Raw genomic sequence first — 18,277 nt, forward strand, 5'->3', positions numbered from 1 at the left:
TCCTGCATCGCAGCAGGCGTGATACCCTGTCCAAACCGCGCCATAAGGAGGTTGCGCCACTGTGCGCGACAGGGTGGTTTTTGAGCCTGCCCAGCCGCAGGCTCCCAGCGGAAATCGAACCCTCGTAATGAGGCGGAGTGCATCGTGATCGTAACGTGCGAACAGTGCGACACCCGATTTGACGTGGATGACCATCTACTGGAGCCGCAGGGGCGTAACCTGCGCTGCTCGCACTGTGGCCACGTCTTTTTTCAGTCGCCCATGAGCGATGGCGGGCAGACCAGCGCGTTCGATCCCCAGAGCAATGACGACCCGCCGCTGGAGGCGGTGGATGAGGAGTTGGATGCGGCGGCGCTGTTGGCGGAAGCCAAGGCTTTGGCTGATGAGTTGAGCGCTGACGATCCGTTGACGCCGGAAGAGACCGAACAGTACAGCGATGCCGAATTGTTGGCGCCCATGAGTGATGATCCGGAGCAGCTGGAGGAGGTGGACTTCAGCAATCTGGAGGATGTGGTGGACGATGCTTCGGCGGAAGCGTTGATTCGTCAGATTGAAGCGGATGCGGGTCTGCGCAATGCCGCCCCCGAGGCGGAGTCCAAGCCCGCCAAGAAGAAGAAAAAGAAGAAGAAGTCCAAGAAGGAGTTGGCGGCGGAACAAGCGGCGCAAGAGGCCGTGGCGGAGCCGGTGGCCGAAGAGCTGGAGCCCATTGCGGAGCCTGAGCCTGAGGTGATCGATGAGCCCGAAGCCGAACCCGAGGCTATCGACGAGCCCGAAGCCGAACCCGAAGCTATCGACGAGCCCGAAGCCGAACCCGAAGTCGACGCTATCGACGAGCCCGAAGCCGAAGTCGAACCCGAACCCAAAGCTATCGACGAGCCCGAACCCGAACCCGAGGCTATCGACGAGCCCGAAGCTATCGACGAGCCCGAAGCCGAACCCGAAGTCGACGCTATCGACGAGCCCGAAGCCGAACCCGAGGCTATCGACGAGCCTGAAGCTATCGACGAGCCCGAAGCCGAACCCGAAGTCGACGCTATCGACGAGCCCGAAGCCGAACCCGAGGCTATCGACGAGCCTGAAGCCGAACCCGAGGCTATCGACGAGCCCGAAGCTATCGACGGGCCCGAAGCCGAACCCGAGGCTATCGACGAGCCCGAAGCTATCGACGGGCCCGAAGCCGAACCCGAGGCTATCGACGAGCCCGAAGCCGAACCCGAAGTCGACGCTATCGACGAGCCCGAAGCCGAACCCGAAGCTATCGACGAGCCCGAAGCCGAAGTCGACGCTATCGACGAGCCCGAAGCCGAAGTCGACGCTATCGACGAAGCCGAAGCCGAAGCCGAAGCCGAAGCCGAAGCCGAAGCCGAAGCCGAAGCCGAAGCCGAAGCCGAAGCCGAAGCCGAAGCCGAAGCCGAAGCCGAAGCCGAAGCCGAAGCCGAGCCTTCCGAAGTTGATGAGCCGCAGCAAGAGGAAACTGACGCCTCGGATGACGCGTTGGGTGAATCCGCCGTAGAGGTCTCGCCTCTGGAAGCCGCTCTTGAAGAGATCGAAGCGGAAACGGATGAGAACGCCGAAGACGAAGCATCCTTGGAGGACGCCCTTCAAGCATTAAGTGAAGCTGCTGATATCGAAGGCGATTTGGATGACGATATTGCTGATGCCATCGGATCTTTGCATGACGAGCCTACTGAAGAGTCCTTAGAGGAACCCACTTCTGAAGAGGCTGACGAGATCGCCATCGATGAAGAGGCCGCCTTTGAAGAGCCTGTTGAAGAGCCCGCTTCTGAAGAGGCCGCCGAACTCTCTGATGATGACGCCCTTGAAGTGCCCGCTTCTGAAGAGACTGTTTCCGAAGAGGCCGGGCTGGATGAAGAGCTCGAACTTGACGACGAATCGGCTGAAGAGCCCTTAGAGGAGCCCGTTTCTGTAGAGGCCGATGAGATCGCCATCGATGAAGAGACCGCCGAACTCTCTGAAGATGAAGCCCTTGAAGAGCCTGTTGAAGAGCCCGCTTCTGAAGAGACTGTTTCCGAAGAGGCCGGGCTGGATGAAGAGCTCGAACTTGACGACGAATCGGCTGAAGAGCCCTTAGAGGAGCCCGTTTCTGTAGAGGCCGATGAGATCGCCATCGATGAAGAGGCCGCCGAACTCTCTGAAGATGAAGCCCTTGAAGAGCCTGTTGAAGAGCCCGCTTCTGAAGAGGCTGTTTCCGAAGAGACTGCACTTGAGGAAGGCATTGAACTCGACGATGAGCTCGCCTCTGAAGACGCTGTTTCCGAAGAGGCCGCGCTGGAAGAAGAGCTCGAACTCGACGACGAGCCCGCCTCTGAAGAGGCCCTAGAGGAACCCGCTTCCGAAGAGGCTGATGAGATCGCCATCGATGAAGAGGCCGCCGAGCTCTCTGAAGAAGCCCTTGAGGAGTCTGTTGAAGAGCCTGTCTCTGAAGAGGCTGTTTCCGAAGAGTCCGAGCCTGAAGAGGAACTCGAACTCGACGACGAATCTGCTGAGGAGCCCTTAGAGGAACCCGCTTCCGTAGAGACCGATGAGATCGCCATCGATGACGAAGAGGATGATCTCTCTGAAGAGGCTCTTGAGGAGCCTGCTGAGGAACCGGTTGAAGAGCCCGCCTCGGAAGAGGCTGTTTCCGAAGAGTCCGAGCCTGAAGAGGAACTCGAACTCGACGACGAGTCTGCTGAGGAGCCCTTAGAGGAACCCGCTTCCGTAGAGACCGATGAGATCGCCATCGATGAAGAGGCCGCCGAACTCTCTGAAGATGACGCCCTTGAAGAGCCCGCCTCTGAAGATGCTGTTTCCGAAGAGTCCGCGCTGGAAGAAGAGCTCGAACTTGACGACGCATCGGCTGAGGAGCCCTTAGAGGAGCCCGCTTCCGTAGAGGCCGATGAGACCGCCCAGGATGAGGAGGACGCCGAGCTCTCTGAAGAGGCCCTTGAAGAGCCTGTTGAAGAACCGGCTGCTGAAGAGGCGGAACTCTCTGTGGAAGAGTCTGATTCGGCTGAAACCCCAGCTGAACAGACCGCGACCGAAGACGAAGAGGCTGAACCCGCTCTGGAGCTGGATGACGCCGCCGCCGCTGCGCTGGAAGACGAAGAGCTGGATGAGTCCCTCTTCGATGACGCCGAAGAGATCGGCGCAGAGGATGATGAGGAGAGTGAACCCGAAGTTGCGCCGGAAGCGGATGAATCCGACGATGCCGATACCGCAAGCGATGAGCTGGAACTCGATGAGGAAGCCGACCTCGCAGAAGTGACTGAGGAGGAGGAGGACGCGCTGGCGGAAACCGCTCCAGAGAGTGACGCAGAGCCGCTGGAAGCGGAGTCAACTCTGGAAGCAAGCGACGAGGAGGATGAGCTCGACCTCGATGGGCTCTCTGATGTGATCTCCGACGACGCGCCCCATGGCGAAGACGCCCTGGAGCCGTTGGAGCTGGATGAGAGTTTCCAGGAGTTGGCTGGAGAGGATGGCGATGACTCGGATGTCGCCGTCAGCGCCGAAGAGCTGCAAGCGTTGGAGTCCTTCGATGAGACCGAAAGCGCCGGGGAGCCCCTGGACGACGCATTCAGCGGCGATGCTCTTGAAGAGCTTGACCTAGAGGGCGAAGAGCCGCTGGCGTTGGATGATGAGGATGAAGCCCCCACCACGCTGGGCGGCTCCACCACCGAACCATGGGAAACGCCCTCTGAAGAGTTGAGCGATCTGGAAGACGGCCCGCTGGATCTGGAAGAGTCGCTGCTGGAAGAGGAGGATGAAGAGAGCACCATCCTCGCCACGCCAGACAGCACGGTGATCGATCTGGATGGCGAAACTCTGGTTGGCAGTGAAGAGACGCTGGCGGAAGAGATCTTCGATGAAGCGCCCAGCTATATGGAGGACGAAAACGGCCAGGCGCCCGACTTTGGCTTGATGAACGAAGAGGCGCCCGCACAAGAGGATGCTTTCGATCTCACCCCCTCGGATGATTTGGATGACGAGCCGGAAGGTTTGGATGAGGGGTATGAAGAGGAGGTCGCCGCCGACGAATTGACCGACGCGGACAAACAGCGCATGACCATCGGCTGGTTAAGCGCGGCGGTGCTGTTATTGACTCTGTTGGGCGGCCTGTTCGCCTTCTCCGACGCCGCCCGTGACCTGTTAGCCAGCGAACAGAGCAGCGAATTCCAACTCAAGAGCGTCGAGGGCAAGTGGCGTGAGCACAAAGGCCATCAACTCCTCCTGCTCGAAGGGGATGTGGTCAATCCCACGCGTCAGACCAAACGCATGGCGGTGAAAGCCGTCTTGATGGATGAAAACAACGTCGTGGTGGGCGAAGCGGTGGCGGTGGCCGGTCGCGTATTGGCTGAAGAGGATCTGGCCATCGATCCCAAATATATGCCGGAAGTGACCAAAAAGATCGCCGATATGGAGTTGATCACGCAACAGGATGACATCGACGGCGTGGGCGGCGAAAAGCGTTTCCAGGCGATCTTCCTGGATCCGCCCCCCGAAGCGGTGCGCTATCGTTTGAGCTTCACGCCATTGGGCGGCACCTCCAAAGCATCGCGTTGGAGCGCTGGCGGCGAACTGAAAGGCGGCGGCACCAAGGTGCTGGGACGCAGCTTCTAAGCGTTACATACTCACGCAAAAAGCCGCTTTACAGGAAACTGTAAAGCGGCTTTTTATTATCTATAGTCAATCAAAACCAAAACTGCACAGAGCGTCCAATTTTTACGTGACGCAGGTGGAGCTTGCGTTGACTATTGGCCGCCGACTGGTCGGCGGCGGGGTCTGGGGGCCGCGCCCCTAGCGGATGTGGGCGGAGACCACGGTTTGGTTGTTGATCTTGGGAGCTCGAGGGCAAAGCCCTCGATATCTTTCATGACCAATATCCAAACTGTCCGATTCTGATTTCAACTGACAATATTCAGTCGAATTCAAAATTGGACAGTGGCGATTTTCGATGATGGAAGATATCGCGGGCTATAGTCGCTAGCATCCAAAAGTGAACATATGGGCGCTGGAAGATATCGAGGGCTTCGCCCTCGAGCTCCCAACGACCAAACCGTGATTCGGGCCATCCATGGCCCTCACCCTTCGGGCTCGCTACGCGAGTCCGATTTGGCAATCCTGCCAAATCGTGGGGCGCTGCCCTGAATTACACACCTTTGGCCGCTGGGGTCGCGGACCCCAGACCCCGCCGCCGACCAGTCGGCGGCCAATAGTCAGCGCAAGCCAAACCTATGTCACGCAAACATTTGGCGTTCTGTGCATCTTGGTTTCGATTGACGATAAACTCAATCACTCCGCCCGCTGGATCGCCACCATGGTGATATCGTCGGTCTGCACGGCGAATTGCGTATAATCCGCCAACTCCCCATAGATCCGCTCCAGCAAAGCCTCGGGCGCATTACCCTCCGTGATTCGCGCCGTGCGCTGCAGATGCTCCTCCCCAAACAGCGCCCCCTCCGGATCCATCCCCTCCGTCACCCCATCGGTATACAGCGCCATGGTCTCCCCAGGCTTGAGCGTCAGACGCACTGTAGAGAACTCCGCATTGGGGAGGATCCCCGCCAACGAACCGGGCTCCATCTCTACATAACGCACATCTCCGTCAGCGTCCTTCAACAGAGGCGACAGATGGCCGGCATTGGCCAACTCCATAGCCCCACTACGCGGATAATAGACACCGCAAATAGCGGTAATGAATAGATAAGCCGCATTCTGTTTGCGCAACTGATCACTCACCCACTGCATCATCTGCATGGGCGTCATGTGGGTGCGCGCAGCGGTGCGGAACAGGGTGACGGCGCGCATCATGAATAGCGCGGCGGGGGCGCCTTTGCCAGAGACATCGCCAATGACAAAAAACATGCGCTCCTCATCCAGCGCAAACAGATCATACAGATCGCCGCCCACTTCCCGCGCTGGCTCCATACGCGCTTTCACGCGCAACGTGGGCCACTGTGCCAAACAGGGAAACACCGTCGGCAGAACGCTGGCTTGAATCTGTCTGGCGGTGCCCAGTTCGCGTTCGTACTGACGCAGTTTCATCTCCTGTTCGCGCTTGGCCAGGAGTTGCGCATCTTGCTTGCGCACTCGCGCTGACAACGCTCGCATCAAGTTGCGCGCCACCATGGGAACCGTCATCACATAACGCCAAAAATGCTCTTCAGGAAGAATCAGAAGCGTCGATTTTTGCTCTGCAATCACCTGCGCGGAGACTGGCGATTTCTCCAAAATTGACATATCTCCCACACACTGCCCCGCCTCAATGGGAATAAACAGTTCAGGATCCGACGCATCCAACAACACTCGCAATGCGCCATCGAGGATGACATAGAGCGCGTCATTGATTTCGCCGCGTTGGAGAATCACCGCATCGGGCTCCACCGTCATGAGACGACAGGGCGCCAGCACACGCAGCATCTCTTGCTCCGGCACGTCCTGGAACATATTCAGATGGCGCGGCAAACCATGCGGCCAAGGTTGAGAGTCACAAGTCTCTGAATTGCCAAGACTCTGGATATAGGAGCCAAAGCTAACGTCGAGCATCGTCTGTGAGTGATTTTGCATGGATCAGGGGAAGTATGAGGAGGAGTTGTGCAGGGTCTTATGTGAGCCAATAAATTTTATCAAACGCAAATAAAGCGAAAATTATAGGGCAAAATGGGGAAATCAGGCAAGTTGTGGCAATCTTCGCCCCTCCCCTCCCCCAATCCGACGAAGCGTTGGTTGTGTGGAAGGGGGAGACGACGAGGTGGGGGCGAGCTCCCTGGATTCCCCGCGTGGGCGGGGGAAACTTGAACAGCGCGCGCACATATGCCGCATCGGCGGGTCGATCCCCGCGTGGGCGGGGGAAACCTGGCGCTGATGAAGGGCGTTAGCGCCATTGAAGGTCGATCCCCGCGTGGGCGGGGGAAACGTCGTCGTAGCCGGGACGCACCGCGATGACGCCGGTCGATCCCCGCGTGGGCGGGGGAAACCGCGCTTTTCTCACCACCACAGGCCCGATAGGCGGTCGATCCCCGCGTGGGCGGGGGAAACGCCACGCCGGGCGCGACGGTGGCGAGGGTCTTTGGTCGATCCCCGCGTGGGCGGGGGAAACGACGCTTCCGTCCTGGCTGAGGCCGCACGGGCGGGTCGATCCCCGCGTGGGCGGGGGAAACGCCTTCGGCAACCCGACCAAAAACAGCGGGCGCGGTCGATCCCCGCGTGGGCGGGGGAAACCTGGACTGGCTGGCCTTCGTCAAACCGCGCCTGGGTCGATCCCCGCGTGGGCGGGGGAAACATTCCCACCAGGCAGACACCGATGGAGTTGGCGGGTCGATCCCCGCGTGGGCGGGGGAAACAAACTGGCGCCAAGAAATCTTGGCCCCCTGTCAGGTCGATCCCCGCGTGGGCGGGGGAAACTCCAGCACAGTGCCGGTGGCCCATTCGTGGAAAGGTCGATCCCCGCGTGGGCGGGGGAAACCGTTCCCCGATACTACCAATGATACACCGTGGGGGTCGATCCCCGCGTGGGCGGGGGAAACCAACGCCTTGGCGCCGCCGAAGTGGGCGTAGATGGTCGATCCCCGCGTGGGCGGGGGAAACGGCGTGGGGTATCTGGTGCGCATCGAGGCGCGAGGTCGATCCCCGCGTGGGCGGGGGAAACTCATTAAACCGGGTCGATCGCTAGATATTGCGGGGTCGATCCCCGCGTGGGCGGGGGAAACAAGATCGCCAACGTCCTGTTGCAGTTGTGTGACGGTCGATCCCCGCGTGGGCGGGGGAAACCTCTCCGCGCTGCCCGCCCAGTCGGTGACCGTGGGTCGATCCCCGCGTGGGCGGGGGAAACTCGGCCATGGCCGACGTGCGCAAAGTGGTCAGCGGTCGATCCACGCGTGGGCGGGGGAAACTGGGCGGACGCGCCGTGCTGCCCACTGGCGGCGGGTCGATCCCCGCGTGGGCGGGGGAAACTGGCCCCTTTGAGGTCGCAGGTGACGCGCCCGCGGTCGATCCCCGCGTGGGCGGGGGAAACTGCTCAATGTTTGGTGAGCGCGAGCAGATCAAGGGTCGATCCCCGCGTGGGCGGGGGAAACGAAGCCCGCGCGCTCCACGCCGAAGCCGCCCAGGGTCGATCCCCGCGTGGGCGGGGGAAACCCTCGTAACGCTCCTTAAGAAGCTCCAAGGAGAGGTCGATCCCCGCGTGGGCGGGGGAAACAGCACCGCGCTTGCCGTTGTCCCTGATGATGACGGTCGATCCCCGCGTGGGCGGGGGAAACATAATCTTGGCGGTGCGGGTGGGCTCGCCCAAAGGTCGATCCCCGCGTGGGCGGGGGAAACCGCGCAAGACCGCCTCGACAGGGGTGATGTCGGGGTCGATCCCCGCGTGGGCGGGGGAAACTATGTATCCCTGGGCGGCGCGGTGCGGTGTCTAGGTCGATCCCCGCGTGGGCGGGGGAAACTGATCGACTATCTTCGCCGCGGTGATCTTTCCAGGTCGATCCCCGCGTGGGCGGGGGAAACTGGGCGGACGCGCCGTGCTGCCCACTGGCGGCGGGTCGATCCCCGCGTGGGCGGGGGAAACAGCCGGACGCTAGCGGCAAGCAGGCTGGAAATAGGTCGATCCCCGCGTGGGCGGGGGAAACCCTTCGGCGTCGGTCAACTTCTCAATCAAACCGGGTCGATCCCCGCGTGGGCGGGGGAAACTCAAAGGCCGCAACGGCGCATCAAGGCCGTCGAGGTCGATCCCCGCGTGGGCGGGGGAAACGTCAAAGCCCACTCCCAGCAGTACGGCTATCGCGGTCGATCCCCGCGTGGGCGGGGGAAACTGAGATTGAGCGCAACGTACGCGCTGGGGCGGCGGTCGATCCCCGCGTGGGCGGGGGAAACGCCTGTTTCACGGTCGCCCCACGTATTCCAGCGGGTCGATCCCCGCGTGGGCGGGGGAAACTGTCGCTGGCAGGTGGGCTTTTTGATCCGTCGAGGTCGATCCCCGCGTGGGCGGGGGAAACGCTTGCCCGCCATCCTGGCGGGAGAGATTCAGAGGTCGATCCCCGCGTGGGCGGGGGAAACGACGAGACCCGCGCCACCCTGTTTGGCGGCGCGGGTCGATCCCCGCGTGGGCGGGGGAAACTTGACCGGCTGCTCCAGATGGATGCGCGCGCCGGGTCGATCCCCGCGTGGGCGGGGGAAACGTCGCGGATCGCCGTCTGTCCAGGCCACGGGGCGGTCGATCCCCGCGTGGGCGGGGGAAACCAGGTGGGGCGACGCAAGCAGATCGCGCCGCGCGGTCGATCCCCGCGTGGGCGGGGGAAACGACGCCAAGAAACGCCAGGAGTGGCAACGCGAGGGTCGATCCCCGCGTGGGCGGGGGAAACCGAGCCCAGAACCCGGCCAGTTCGATGCGGCCAGGTCGATCCCCGCGTGGGCGGGGGAAACGACTGCGTCGAGGTGTTCAGCTCCAACACGAGGGGTCGATCCCCGCGTGGGCGGGGGAAACCCCATACGTCGATGGGGGCGCAGAGGGTTTTGAGGTCGATCCCCGCGTGGGCGGGGGAAACACCTGGAAGATCCGTTTTGGGGACAAACCCAAGGGTCGATCCCCGCGTGGGCGGGGGAAACCTCCTGTTGACGCAGTTGCCGCGTCTTTCCCGCGGTCGATCCCCGCGTGGGCGGGGGAAACCAGAGAGACCAAGGCAGGATCACAGATAAGCGCGGTCGATCCCCGCGTGGGCGGGGGAAACCCGGTGCTGCTGTCCTCAATCGACCATGCTGCGGGTCGATCCCCGCGTGGGCGGGGGAAACAATGATCGATTCAAGCTTGATGTCCTTCATTGGGGTCGATCCCCGCGTGGGCGGGGGAAACGCGATCTATGGGGCGGGAATATGCCGTCTGAGCGGTCGATCCCCGCGTGGGCGGGGGAAACAACGCGCACCTCCTTTTCAAGATCCCACTCCCTGGTCGATCCCCGCGTGGGCGGGGGAAACGAAACCTGAAGAAAACAGCTTCCCCTTTGTAAAGGTCGATCCCCGCGTGGGCGGGGGAAACTCGGCCAGTCTTCGGACGGCTCTTTTTCGCCTGGGTCGATCCCCGCGTGGGCGGGGGAAACAACGCCGTTGATATGCACGCTGATATCAAGCAGGGTCGATCCCCGCGTGGGCGGGGGAAACTTGACCTGTCTCCGATGGCGGCATTCAAAGGACGGTCGATCCCCGCGTGGGCGGGGGAAACGACACCAGCAACATGGCGCGCCATCTGAAGAAAGGTCGATCCCCGCGTGGGCGGGGGAAACTACCCTGTGCGGGGTCTGGCTTCCTCTCTGAGCGGTCGATCCCCGCGTGGGCGGGGGAAACCTGGCGTCGATGCCAGCGCGCGCGGCAATGCGTGGTCGATCCCCGCGTGGGCGGGGGAAACTATATCGCGCCAAACGCAGGATCAGCGGTGATGGGTCGATCCCCGCGTGGGCGGGGGAAACGAGGGGTGGCCGGACGGGGCGCGCGAGGCCGTCGGTCGATCCCCGCGTGGGCGGGGGAAACGACAGCGTCGGCGTCCCCAGGGTCGGCCAGTCGGGTCGATCCCCGCGTGGGCGGGGGAAACGAAATTCCTATCTTTTGGGGATAACGTCTCAACGGTCGATCCCCGCGTGGGCGGGGGAAACTACCCCAAGACCGCCGCCGCGACATCTGCCGCAGGTCGATCCCCGCGTGGGCGGGGGAAACCGATAAACCCGGCGAAGATCGCGCCGTTGCTAAGGTCGATCCCCGCGTGGGCGGGGGAAACTTGGACCATACCGCCTGACCCATCACCGCCACAGGTCGATCCCCGCGTGGGCGGGGGAAACGCTTGAGCCCAGCCCCAGCGCCGCGACAGGCAAAACCTGGTCGATCCCCGCGTGGGCGGGGGAAACAGGCTGGTCTACCGGGGGGCTTCGAGTCGCCGCGGTCGATCCCCGCGTGGGCGGGGGAAACTTCACACAGCTGGTGATCGGTGCGCGCCCGGGGGGTCGATCCCCGCGTGGGCGGGGGAAACACCGTCACCCCGACATGTGGCGACGTCCTCCCAGGTCGATCCCCGCGTGGGCGGGGGAAACTCACCAGTATGATGCCGGGTCAGAGCCTGGAGAGGTCGATCCCCGCGTGGGCGGGGGAAACGGGGCGGCGTGGCCGCTATCGGATACGGCATCGGGTCGATCCCCGCGTGGGCGGGGGAAACAGATTGTTCCATTGCCATAACGCGCAAAAATAGGGTCGATCCCCGCGTGGGCGGGGGAAACCCGCGTTGATCGGTGCGCCCGTATTCGAGAACAGGTCGATCCCCGCGTGGGCGGGGGAAACTACAACCGCAACTTCCTGGCGGCGCTTGGCCGCGGTCGATCCCCGCGTGGGCGGGGGAAACCCCGTGGAAACTGGGGCATAGCGTGGCAGGATAGGTCGATCCCCGCGTGGGCGGGGGAAACCAGGCGGGCGCTCCTCGGCAACTCAAAGATATAGGTCGATCCCCGCGTGGGCGGGGGAAACAGGGCGGCCAGGGGATGCGGCGTGGGGGTGGTCGGTCGATCCCCGCGTGGGCGGGGGAAACCATCGCTGAATGCGCAAATCCTGGAAATCCAGAGGTCGATCCCCGCGTGGGCGGGGGAAACCCAGCGGCGTCACGAACCCCGGCATTAAAATCAGGTCGATCCCCGCGTGGGCGGGGGAAACTCTAGGTTATAAAACCCTGTTTTTACTCAATTGTCAAAGATCATATGGATTTATGTCAGAATAAATCCACTCTATTCCTGCCCCTCCTCCTCGCCCAATGGCGGGCGGCGGGCCAGAATCACGCCATCATAATCCACCAAATCCACCGGCGGTTCGCCCAATGTTTGGATGCTCACTCCAGTGGGCTGGGCGCCGTCGGCCCAAATCATCACATATCCGGCGTCGGATTGCGGATTGAACCAGTCGCTCAACACCGCCCAGATGCGCCCGCGCACAGCGGCGCTCAAACGTGGCGCCACATAGAGCCCGGGGGCCGCCTCCAACATGCAGGAGGCGAGGAATCCCCGGCAGCGAGGCAAGGCGTTACGAGTCGCCACCACCGTCATGGGCATTGAACAACTCCTTGATGCGGTCGATCATGGCGGGAATGAGTTTGTGTTGCCGGAACGCCTGCGCCGCCTGCTTGCGCACTTGGCGTTCTATGTCGAGTTTGGGGTTGCGTTGACACTCTTTCACCGCGCCAAAGGCGACTGGCAGCGTCACTTCGGTGCGATAGAGGTCGGCGATATCCAGACAGAAGGCGTTGGCGGAGTCTTCGTGGATAAAGCCCAATGCGGGAATCGCCCCCACGGCGGCCACGGCCACTTCGGCGGCGCCTTCAATGGCGGTGGCGGCGTGATTGATGGCTTGATTGGGCAGATCGGCGGCGTTGGGATTGGCGCGATCGTAGCGACGTCCGCGCCAGGTGACGCTGTACTGTCTGGCGATGCGCTCGTAGGCGGTGCGCATGTGAGCGCCTTCAATGCCGCGCAGAATGGCGATGTCGCGTTTGTCGGGAGTCTCTTCGCCAAAGCGCCAGGCGTACATCTGTCGCGCCACTTGAATGCGGGATTGCGCGCCCTCGGCCCACAGCGTGGCGTGACGCCGCGCCAGGGCGGAGTCGCCGGGGCCTTGGGGCGGCGCGGAATAGAGCCGCACCCCCTCCTCGCCCACGGCGATCATGCCCACGCCGTGGCGGGCCATCAGCCGCAGGGCGTCGTGGCTCACCGTGGCGCCGGGCTCCAGCAGAATGAGGGAGAGATTCTGGAAGGGAATCTGATAGCGTCCGGCCTCGAAGCGCGGCCCAGTGGCGGCGTCGAACAGTAACGAGCCCTCATGGACGTGGAGTTTGCCCCGGCCCAGCCACAGCAGCCCTTGGCGATCCACATGGGGAATGCGCGCGGTTTCCAGACCCAAACGACCAAACATGGCGGCCTACTCGCTATAGACTGAGTCGAATTCAAAATTGGACTTAAGAATAGGGGGAAATGAAAGATATTGAGGGCTGCGCCCTCAAACTCCCCTCACGGCCAAACCGTGGGGCGCCGCCCCACACCCCGCTGGGGGCGCAGCCCCCAGACCCCGCCGCCGACCAGTCGGCGGCCAATAGTCAGCGCAAGCTCACCCTGCGTCATGCAAACATTAGTCGTTCTGTGCAGTTTTGATTGGATAAAGCGCGACTATCGAGCCGGTTTCAGACGCAGCATGCCGAAGCCGAAGCCGGTATGCCGTCCCACCCCGCCCAGCAGCAGATCAGAAAACGCCGCCGGATCGCTGATCTCCAACACCCCGGCAAAGTCGATCTGCGGATGCTCCATGGGCTCTTGATTCATGCGCCGGTTCTCATCCCGTCGATAGAGGAGCTTTTGATTGATGCGCCCGGTGAGTTCGGCGTGATCCAAACGCGCGGCGTTGGCGTGCGCCAGACGCTCCGCCAGCCACTTAAGATAGGCTTCATGGCGTTGAATCTGCGGGTTACTCACCTGGGCGAGCTTGAACACGTCGCGTTCGTGGGTTTTGGAACCGCGCCCTTCGCGCGTGCGCCGCACCGGGCAGGCGCGCAGCTCAAACGCCAGTCGCAAGCCCGCCGAGAGCGACGGCAGGGGCTTACTCTCCACCCGGTCATCGACCAACAGACGTTCGATTCCGGGCTCGGCCCATTGGCGATGCGCCTCCGCCGCTTTGGCCTCATGGGGCGCATAACCGAGTATTTGTAGGGTTCCCACCCCACCGCCATGGGGACGCAGGTGGCGCCAGTCAAACGGACGCGGCGCATGCTCTTTACCAAACAGCGCATATAGCGCCGCATGCACATGGTAGCCCACATCGCTGGGCGGCAAGCCCTGTTGATTGGCGAAGCCGCTGAGCTCCGCCGGGTGTAAATGCAGTCGCCATAAATGCACGCTTTTGCTCATGGATTTGGTTCTTTATCTTTCTCTGGCGTGTGGGAATATTTGAGATATTGAGGGGCTTTGCCCCCCAAACTCCCCAACAGCCACACCGTGGGGCTCCGCCCCACACCCCGCTGGGGGCGCGGCCCCCAGACCCCGGAAAAGTCGGCCAATAAATGTCCGACTTTTCCACCTTTTTCTTTTGTGCTTACACGAGGGGCTTCACCTCGATTTCGCCCCGGCGCATGGACCTCCTGCCCGTATGCACGTTGTTGCGCCAGTCGCGAGTATCGGCCAGCAGCTCGGTGAACTCGCCCGGCGGCTCCCCCTGCCGATCCGGCCATAACGCAGCATACGGCCCCGCCTCGGCATGCTCCGCCAGCGGCTCGGCGCACAACGCCGCGTGCAGGGAGTCCGCCTGCTTCACCCCGATCAGCAGCGGCGCGCTGGGCGGACACCCCTTGCGGCCCAGAAACAGCGGCCTGGCCGGACGCGCCAGCGCCGCCGCCAGATCCGCCACAGTGGGCGCGTCGTCATCGGTGAGGCGCACCGCCACGGTGACGCTGGTTTCCGCGCGATAGAAACGATAACGAATGTGGGTGCCGCGCGTGGCCTCGCCGGAGCCGCGCTTCTCCACCCGATGCTGGGTGGTCCAGCCCGGTTGACACAGATGCGGCTGGCCCAGATCCACGGTCTGATAATCCCGCAACTCCTCGCCGGGACGATCCAACCGCGCCGCATACAGTAAGCGACTCTGCAACGCCTGCAGCGCCTCGGGCTGGTCATGGCGCAAGCCCAATGCGTTGCCGAACAGGCCGGTGAGCAAAGAGACGCCGGGAAAGCGTTCAGTATGGTTATGGTGGTCCACCCGGGCGCCGCCGAAACTCATCAGCGGCCCCTCCAGGCGCATGAGGAGAATCTCCATGGGACGCTCCTCCCGCATCAGGCGCGACCCGCCGCCACGTCGCCCGCCCACGCGGCCAGTTTTGCCAAAGAGCCCGCATTCTCGCCCAGTTCGTCGGGCAGATCATGCAGCGCGGCGGCGCGACGGGTCTCTTTTTCATACATGGCGTCCAGCTTGTTCAGATAGCCGCCCAATCGCGCAATGGCGTCTGCGGCGTCGCCATGTTTCTCCAATGGCTTGTAGAAGGCGTTGGCCAGGGTGCGCGGTTGTTGACTGCCCGCCTCCACCAGGAGCATCTCGGCGCGGGCGTAGGGCGCGGTGGAGCCCTTCTTGGCCCCGGGGGTGACGCTGGCGATGAGATGGATGAGGTTCTCCACCACACTACCCGCCAGCTCCCGCGAAGCCGCTTGCCACTCGGTGGGCGCGCAGCCGGTGAGGTTGCTCACCAGCAGGGGCAGATCCACCACCACATAGCCGTAGTAGAGGCCGGAGGTAAGATCGGCGTTGCCGATCATGCCGCTGCCCAGCTCGCCGGAGTCGGCCACCAGATCATCCACTGCGGTGAAGTAGTCGGACTCCGTCTCCTCCGCCTGCACGGTGAAGGCGTGGGCTACATGAATCGACGCATCGACGCGGGCGAAGGCGTCGGAGGTGATCATGCGGCCAAACAGCGCCCCATCCAGGCCACAGGCGGGCGTGCCGCTCTGCCCCAACGCTTTGAGGTTCTCTTTCAGATCCTTATGCGCCTTCAGGTAGTCGGTGACCGCTTTATTGGCCTTCTTGGCGTCGTTCATCTCCTCGCCAGCGGCCAGGAACTGCTCCGCTACCCCTTTCAGGTAGGTCAACTCCTGGTGGCCGATCACCACCACCTGTCCGGTTTCGATGGGTTCGCCGTCGGCCTCTTCACCCTTCTTGGCCTTCTTCTTATTGGCCCCCACCAGGGCATTGGCCAACTCCAACACCACGTGGTTGACCGCCTTCTCCGGGTGGCCCGCCGCCACCAACGGCTTGACCAGATACTCCTCAAAACTGCGGCGGCTGCGCAGGCTCATGCCGCTTTCGCCGCCCACCAGCGTGGACAGGGCGCGGTCATCATCGGCCATGCGCCAGTGGCGCTTCAAACATTGCGAACTGACGCGAATGCGCGACGTTCCGCCAAACGGCATGCGCTTGGCCGCGCCCACGTCGTCGCGGTTGAGCAGCGCCGCCGGATAGGGGGTGAGAAAATGAATTTGCAGAAAACGGGCGTCCATCAATGGCTCTCCTTGCGCGCAATTAGGCGGCGGTCTGTTTGTCAGCTTCGGCAGCGGCTTTGCCGCTGCTGTAATAGAAATCCCCGGCCAGACGGTGGCGGGGTCTGGAATCCTTCTGTTGCAGAATCAACGAAGCCAGCGACCAGGTGTTGCAGGCCTCCCCCTTCGTGGCCAGATAGCGGAATACCGCGCCGCTCTGATGCAGGAAGGTTTCGTCATCGCTCTGCAGCCACTTCTCCAGGCGCAACTCGCTCAACCCGGCCTTGTGCAGAGCGTGTCCCGGTTTGATCTGGCCATCATGGAAATGGCCCGGCATCTGCGCCGCCATGTAACCCAACCCCGCCAGAATCACGCCCCATTGGCGCATGAGCATCTCACTGGGCGGAGCATCCGGATGCAGCATGCCCAGGGCGCGGAAGAAGGCGGCGTTGGGCTGGAAATCGCCATTGCGCCAGCAGCTCCGCAGCTCCGCCAACTCGCCGGCGGAGAAACGCCCCGGCTCTTTGCTGGCGGGATCCGAGAGCGCCCAGCGCAACTTGTCATAGCGCTCTTTCAACTCTTTCCAATAATTTTCAGCAGAGGGGAAATCACTCATGAGTCTCTCCTACAGCGACTTGTTCAGACTGCGCGTTGTGCATGCGCTTGGTCTCATAATAGTTGGCGAACTGTTTGTGGGCGCAGCTGTTGTAGATCCCCTTCGCCTTGGCGGTCACTTTGAAATAGCGCGCGTTGCGCACGGCGGTGCGGGCAAACGCCAGCTCCAGAATCTCCAGGCCCCAGCCGATCAGCCGCCCCTGCCAGAGGAGACGCGCCTCTTCATCCTGGGCGGCGTCCTCCTGCGCCACGCTCTCCCAGAGAAAGGGGAAGAACTCGCCATCCACGCGATCACGCAGACGGTTGCACCACGGCTCGGGCATGTTGTCCTGGTAATCGAGACTGAGCTTGCCAGTGGGATCCAGCGGATAGCTCTGCCCCAGCGCCAACAGCGCCGGACGCAGCACTTTGCCGATCGCTGTTCCCGCATCCTCCACCATGGCGGTGGAGAGTGTGCGCAATCGCTCACTGGCGGCGCTGGTGGAGCCTAAGCTGGCGGCGATCTCCGCCGGACAGGGAATCCAGCGTTCGTGATAGCCGTCGGTGCGCCCCTGACCCCGGGTCAGGGCGCGCAGCAGATAGCCCCCTTGAGCGCCCGCCTCCCCCTTTTGCGTCCGCTGCAATGGGGCTTTTTCCACTTTGCTTGAATCAAACAGCACTTGTTGCGCGGCGTCATAGCGCCAACCGCGCTCGGAAACGTTCAGAGCAGAGATTCCCTTTTTGCCGTGATTGAGGGGCGTCCAGGGGTCGTCGGCCACGCCCAGATAGTCGTCTGGCGTGACAATCCGCGCGGCTTTGGATGTGCCCATGGCGGCGACATAGGCGTCTTCTTCCGGGCGCAGACGCACGCGGCGGCAGATCTCAATAAACAGCGGCGGCAATTCGTGCAGCGGCAGGGCGCCGCCCTTTTCGCCGCTCCATGGCAACAGCCACAGCAGCGGCGGATGCTTGGAGGCGGTCGGCGCAACGTCCTGTTTGAGCAGTTGCGTCACATCCCGCATAAAGGCCGCGCCCCAACGCCGCATGGGTTGATACCCCACCCCCGGGCGCGAGGCGAAACCGCCGTTCATGCGCGCGACGCCGTAGTTGCCCGCGCCCAAAAAGCCCTGGAAGGTTTGCAAGGTAATGAGCGAGAAGATCCAGTGCTGCGGTTGTGGATGGATGATGGTGGCTTGTTTGACGTCATGGCTCTTGGCGGTGACCAGGATGTCCAGCGCGTCGGCGGCGCGCAGTTGATTCTTGAACCCCTCCGGCTTCTCCCCGGGCATGGGCGGTTGCAGAAACGCCGGTTTGGCCAAGTCCGCCACCGCCAGCGTCCACGGCTCATCATCGGGGAAGCCGAGCGTTAATCCCCGCAGCAGTTCGCGCCACTCGTCCGCTGTGGTCGGCAGGTCGTCGCGCCCCGCCGCCAATAGCGCCAGTGTGGCCAGTTGCGCCAGGAACGCATGCCAGGGGTGGCCCTGATGGATGCGCAGGGCGGGAAAGTCCTCAATGTTGTCTGCACACAACGCCGCCAAAACTTCCGGCAAGGATAATGTCAAAGTCACGTCGCAAGAGCGGACGGAAAACACCGGATCAACAAGAATATTCATAGATTGTCCGTGCAATGAGGGGTTTGGGTTATACAAAATGTTATA

Annotated in this window: 10 protein-coding genes and 1 CRISPR repeat array; of the genes, 2 read left to right on the forward strand and 8 right to left on the reverse strand. The window is 62.7% G+C overall.

Annotated features, from left to right (window positions below):
- The first annotated feature begins 144 nt into the window (after positions 1-144).
- Complete coding sequence (locus MAIT1_RS22130) at positions 145-4,620, forward strand: zinc-ribbon domain-containing protein (RefSeq protein ID WP_198947972.1); 4,476 nt, start codon at positions 145-147, stop codon at positions 4,618-4,620.
- A 672-nt stretch (positions 4,621-5,292) separates the two neighbouring features.
- Here MAIT1_RS22130 and MAIT1_RS20490 read toward each other — a convergent pair.
- From MAIT1_RS20490 to cas1e, 3 genes are all read right to left on the reverse strand, one after another.
- Positions 5,293-6,420 (reverse strand): PP2C family protein-serine/threonine phosphatase, encoded by a 1,128-nt coding sequence (locus MAIT1_RS20490; RefSeq protein WP_158089658.1) that lies wholly within the window; start codon positions 6,418-6,420, stop codon positions 5,293-5,295.
- Positions 6,421-6,827: 407 nt separating this feature from the next.
- Positions 6,828-11,679: a CRISPR direct-repeat array (repeat unit 28 nt; unit sequence GGTCGATCCCCGCGTGGGCGGGGGAAAC).
- A gap of 71 nt (positions 11,680-11,750) precedes the next feature.
- Positions 11,751-12,071, reverse strand: coding sequence for a type I-E CRISPR-associated endoribonuclease Cas2e (cas2e, locus tag MAIT1_RS20495; protein WP_085446912.1), 321 nt, complete (start codon positions 12,069-12,071; stop codon positions 11,751-11,753).
- Positions 12,043-12,927 (reverse strand): type I-E CRISPR-associated endonuclease Cas1e, encoded by an 885-nt coding sequence (gene cas1e / locus MAIT1_RS20500; protein ID WP_085446914.1) that lies wholly within the window; start codon positions 12,925-12,927, stop codon positions 12,043-12,045. The genes cas2e and cas1e overlap by 29 nt, the downstream gene beginning before the upstream one ends.
- Before the next feature lie 59 nt (positions 12,928-12,986).
- On the opposite strand from cas1e, the gene MAIT1_RS21965 reads away from it, so the two are divergent.
- Positions 12,987-13,163: a hypothetical protein gene (locus MAIT1_RS21965; RefSeq protein ID WP_158089659.1), complete on the forward strand. Its 177-nt coding sequence runs from the start codon at positions 12,987-12,989 to the stop codon at positions 13,161-13,163.
- Positions 13,164-13,178: 15 nt separating this feature from the next.
- Here the strand turns inward: MAIT1_RS21965 and cas6e are convergent, their stop codons facing one another.
- From cas6e to MAIT1_RS20525, 5 genes are all read right to left on the reverse strand, one after another.
- Positions 13,179-13,913, reverse strand: coding sequence for a type I-E CRISPR-associated protein Cas6/Cse3/CasE (gene cas6e, locus MAIT1_RS20505; RefSeq protein WP_085446916.1), 735 nt, complete (start codon positions 13,911-13,913; stop codon positions 13,179-13,181).
- Positions 13,914-14,097: 184 nt separating this feature from the next.
- Entirely contained in the window at positions 14,098-14,814 is a 717-nt protein-coding gene (cas5e, locus tag MAIT1_RS20510) for a type I-E CRISPR-associated protein Cas5/CasD (protein ID WP_085446918.1), read from the reverse strand.
- Between the two features lie 17 nt (positions 14,815-14,831).
- Entirely contained in the window at positions 14,832-16,046 is a 1,215-nt protein-coding gene (cas7e, locus tag MAIT1_RS20515; protein WP_085446921.1) for a type I-E CRISPR-associated protein Cas7/Cse4/CasC, read from the reverse strand.
- A 22-nt stretch (positions 16,047-16,068) separates the two neighbouring features.
- Positions 16,069-16,641 carry a type I-E CRISPR-associated protein Cse2/CasB gene (casB, locus tag MAIT1_RS20520; RefSeq protein ID WP_085446922.1) on the reverse strand — a complete coding sequence of 191 codons (573 nt, stop codon included), beginning with the start codon at positions 16,639-16,641 and terminating at the stop codon, positions 16,069-16,071.
- On the reverse strand, positions 16,634-18,169 hold the full coding sequence (locus MAIT1_RS20525; protein WP_143814989.1) for a hypothetical protein: 1,536 nt from the start codon (positions 18,167-18,169) through the stop codon (positions 16,634-16,636). Before MAIT1_RS20525 ends, casB begins: the two co-directional genes overlap by 8 nt.
- Positions 18,170-18,277 lie beyond the last annotated feature (108 nt).

Source organism: Magnetofaba australis IT-1, from assembly GCF_002109495.1.
GTDB lineage: Bacteria > Pseudomonadota > Magnetococcia > Magnetococcales > Magnetococcaceae > Magnetofaba > Magnetofaba australis.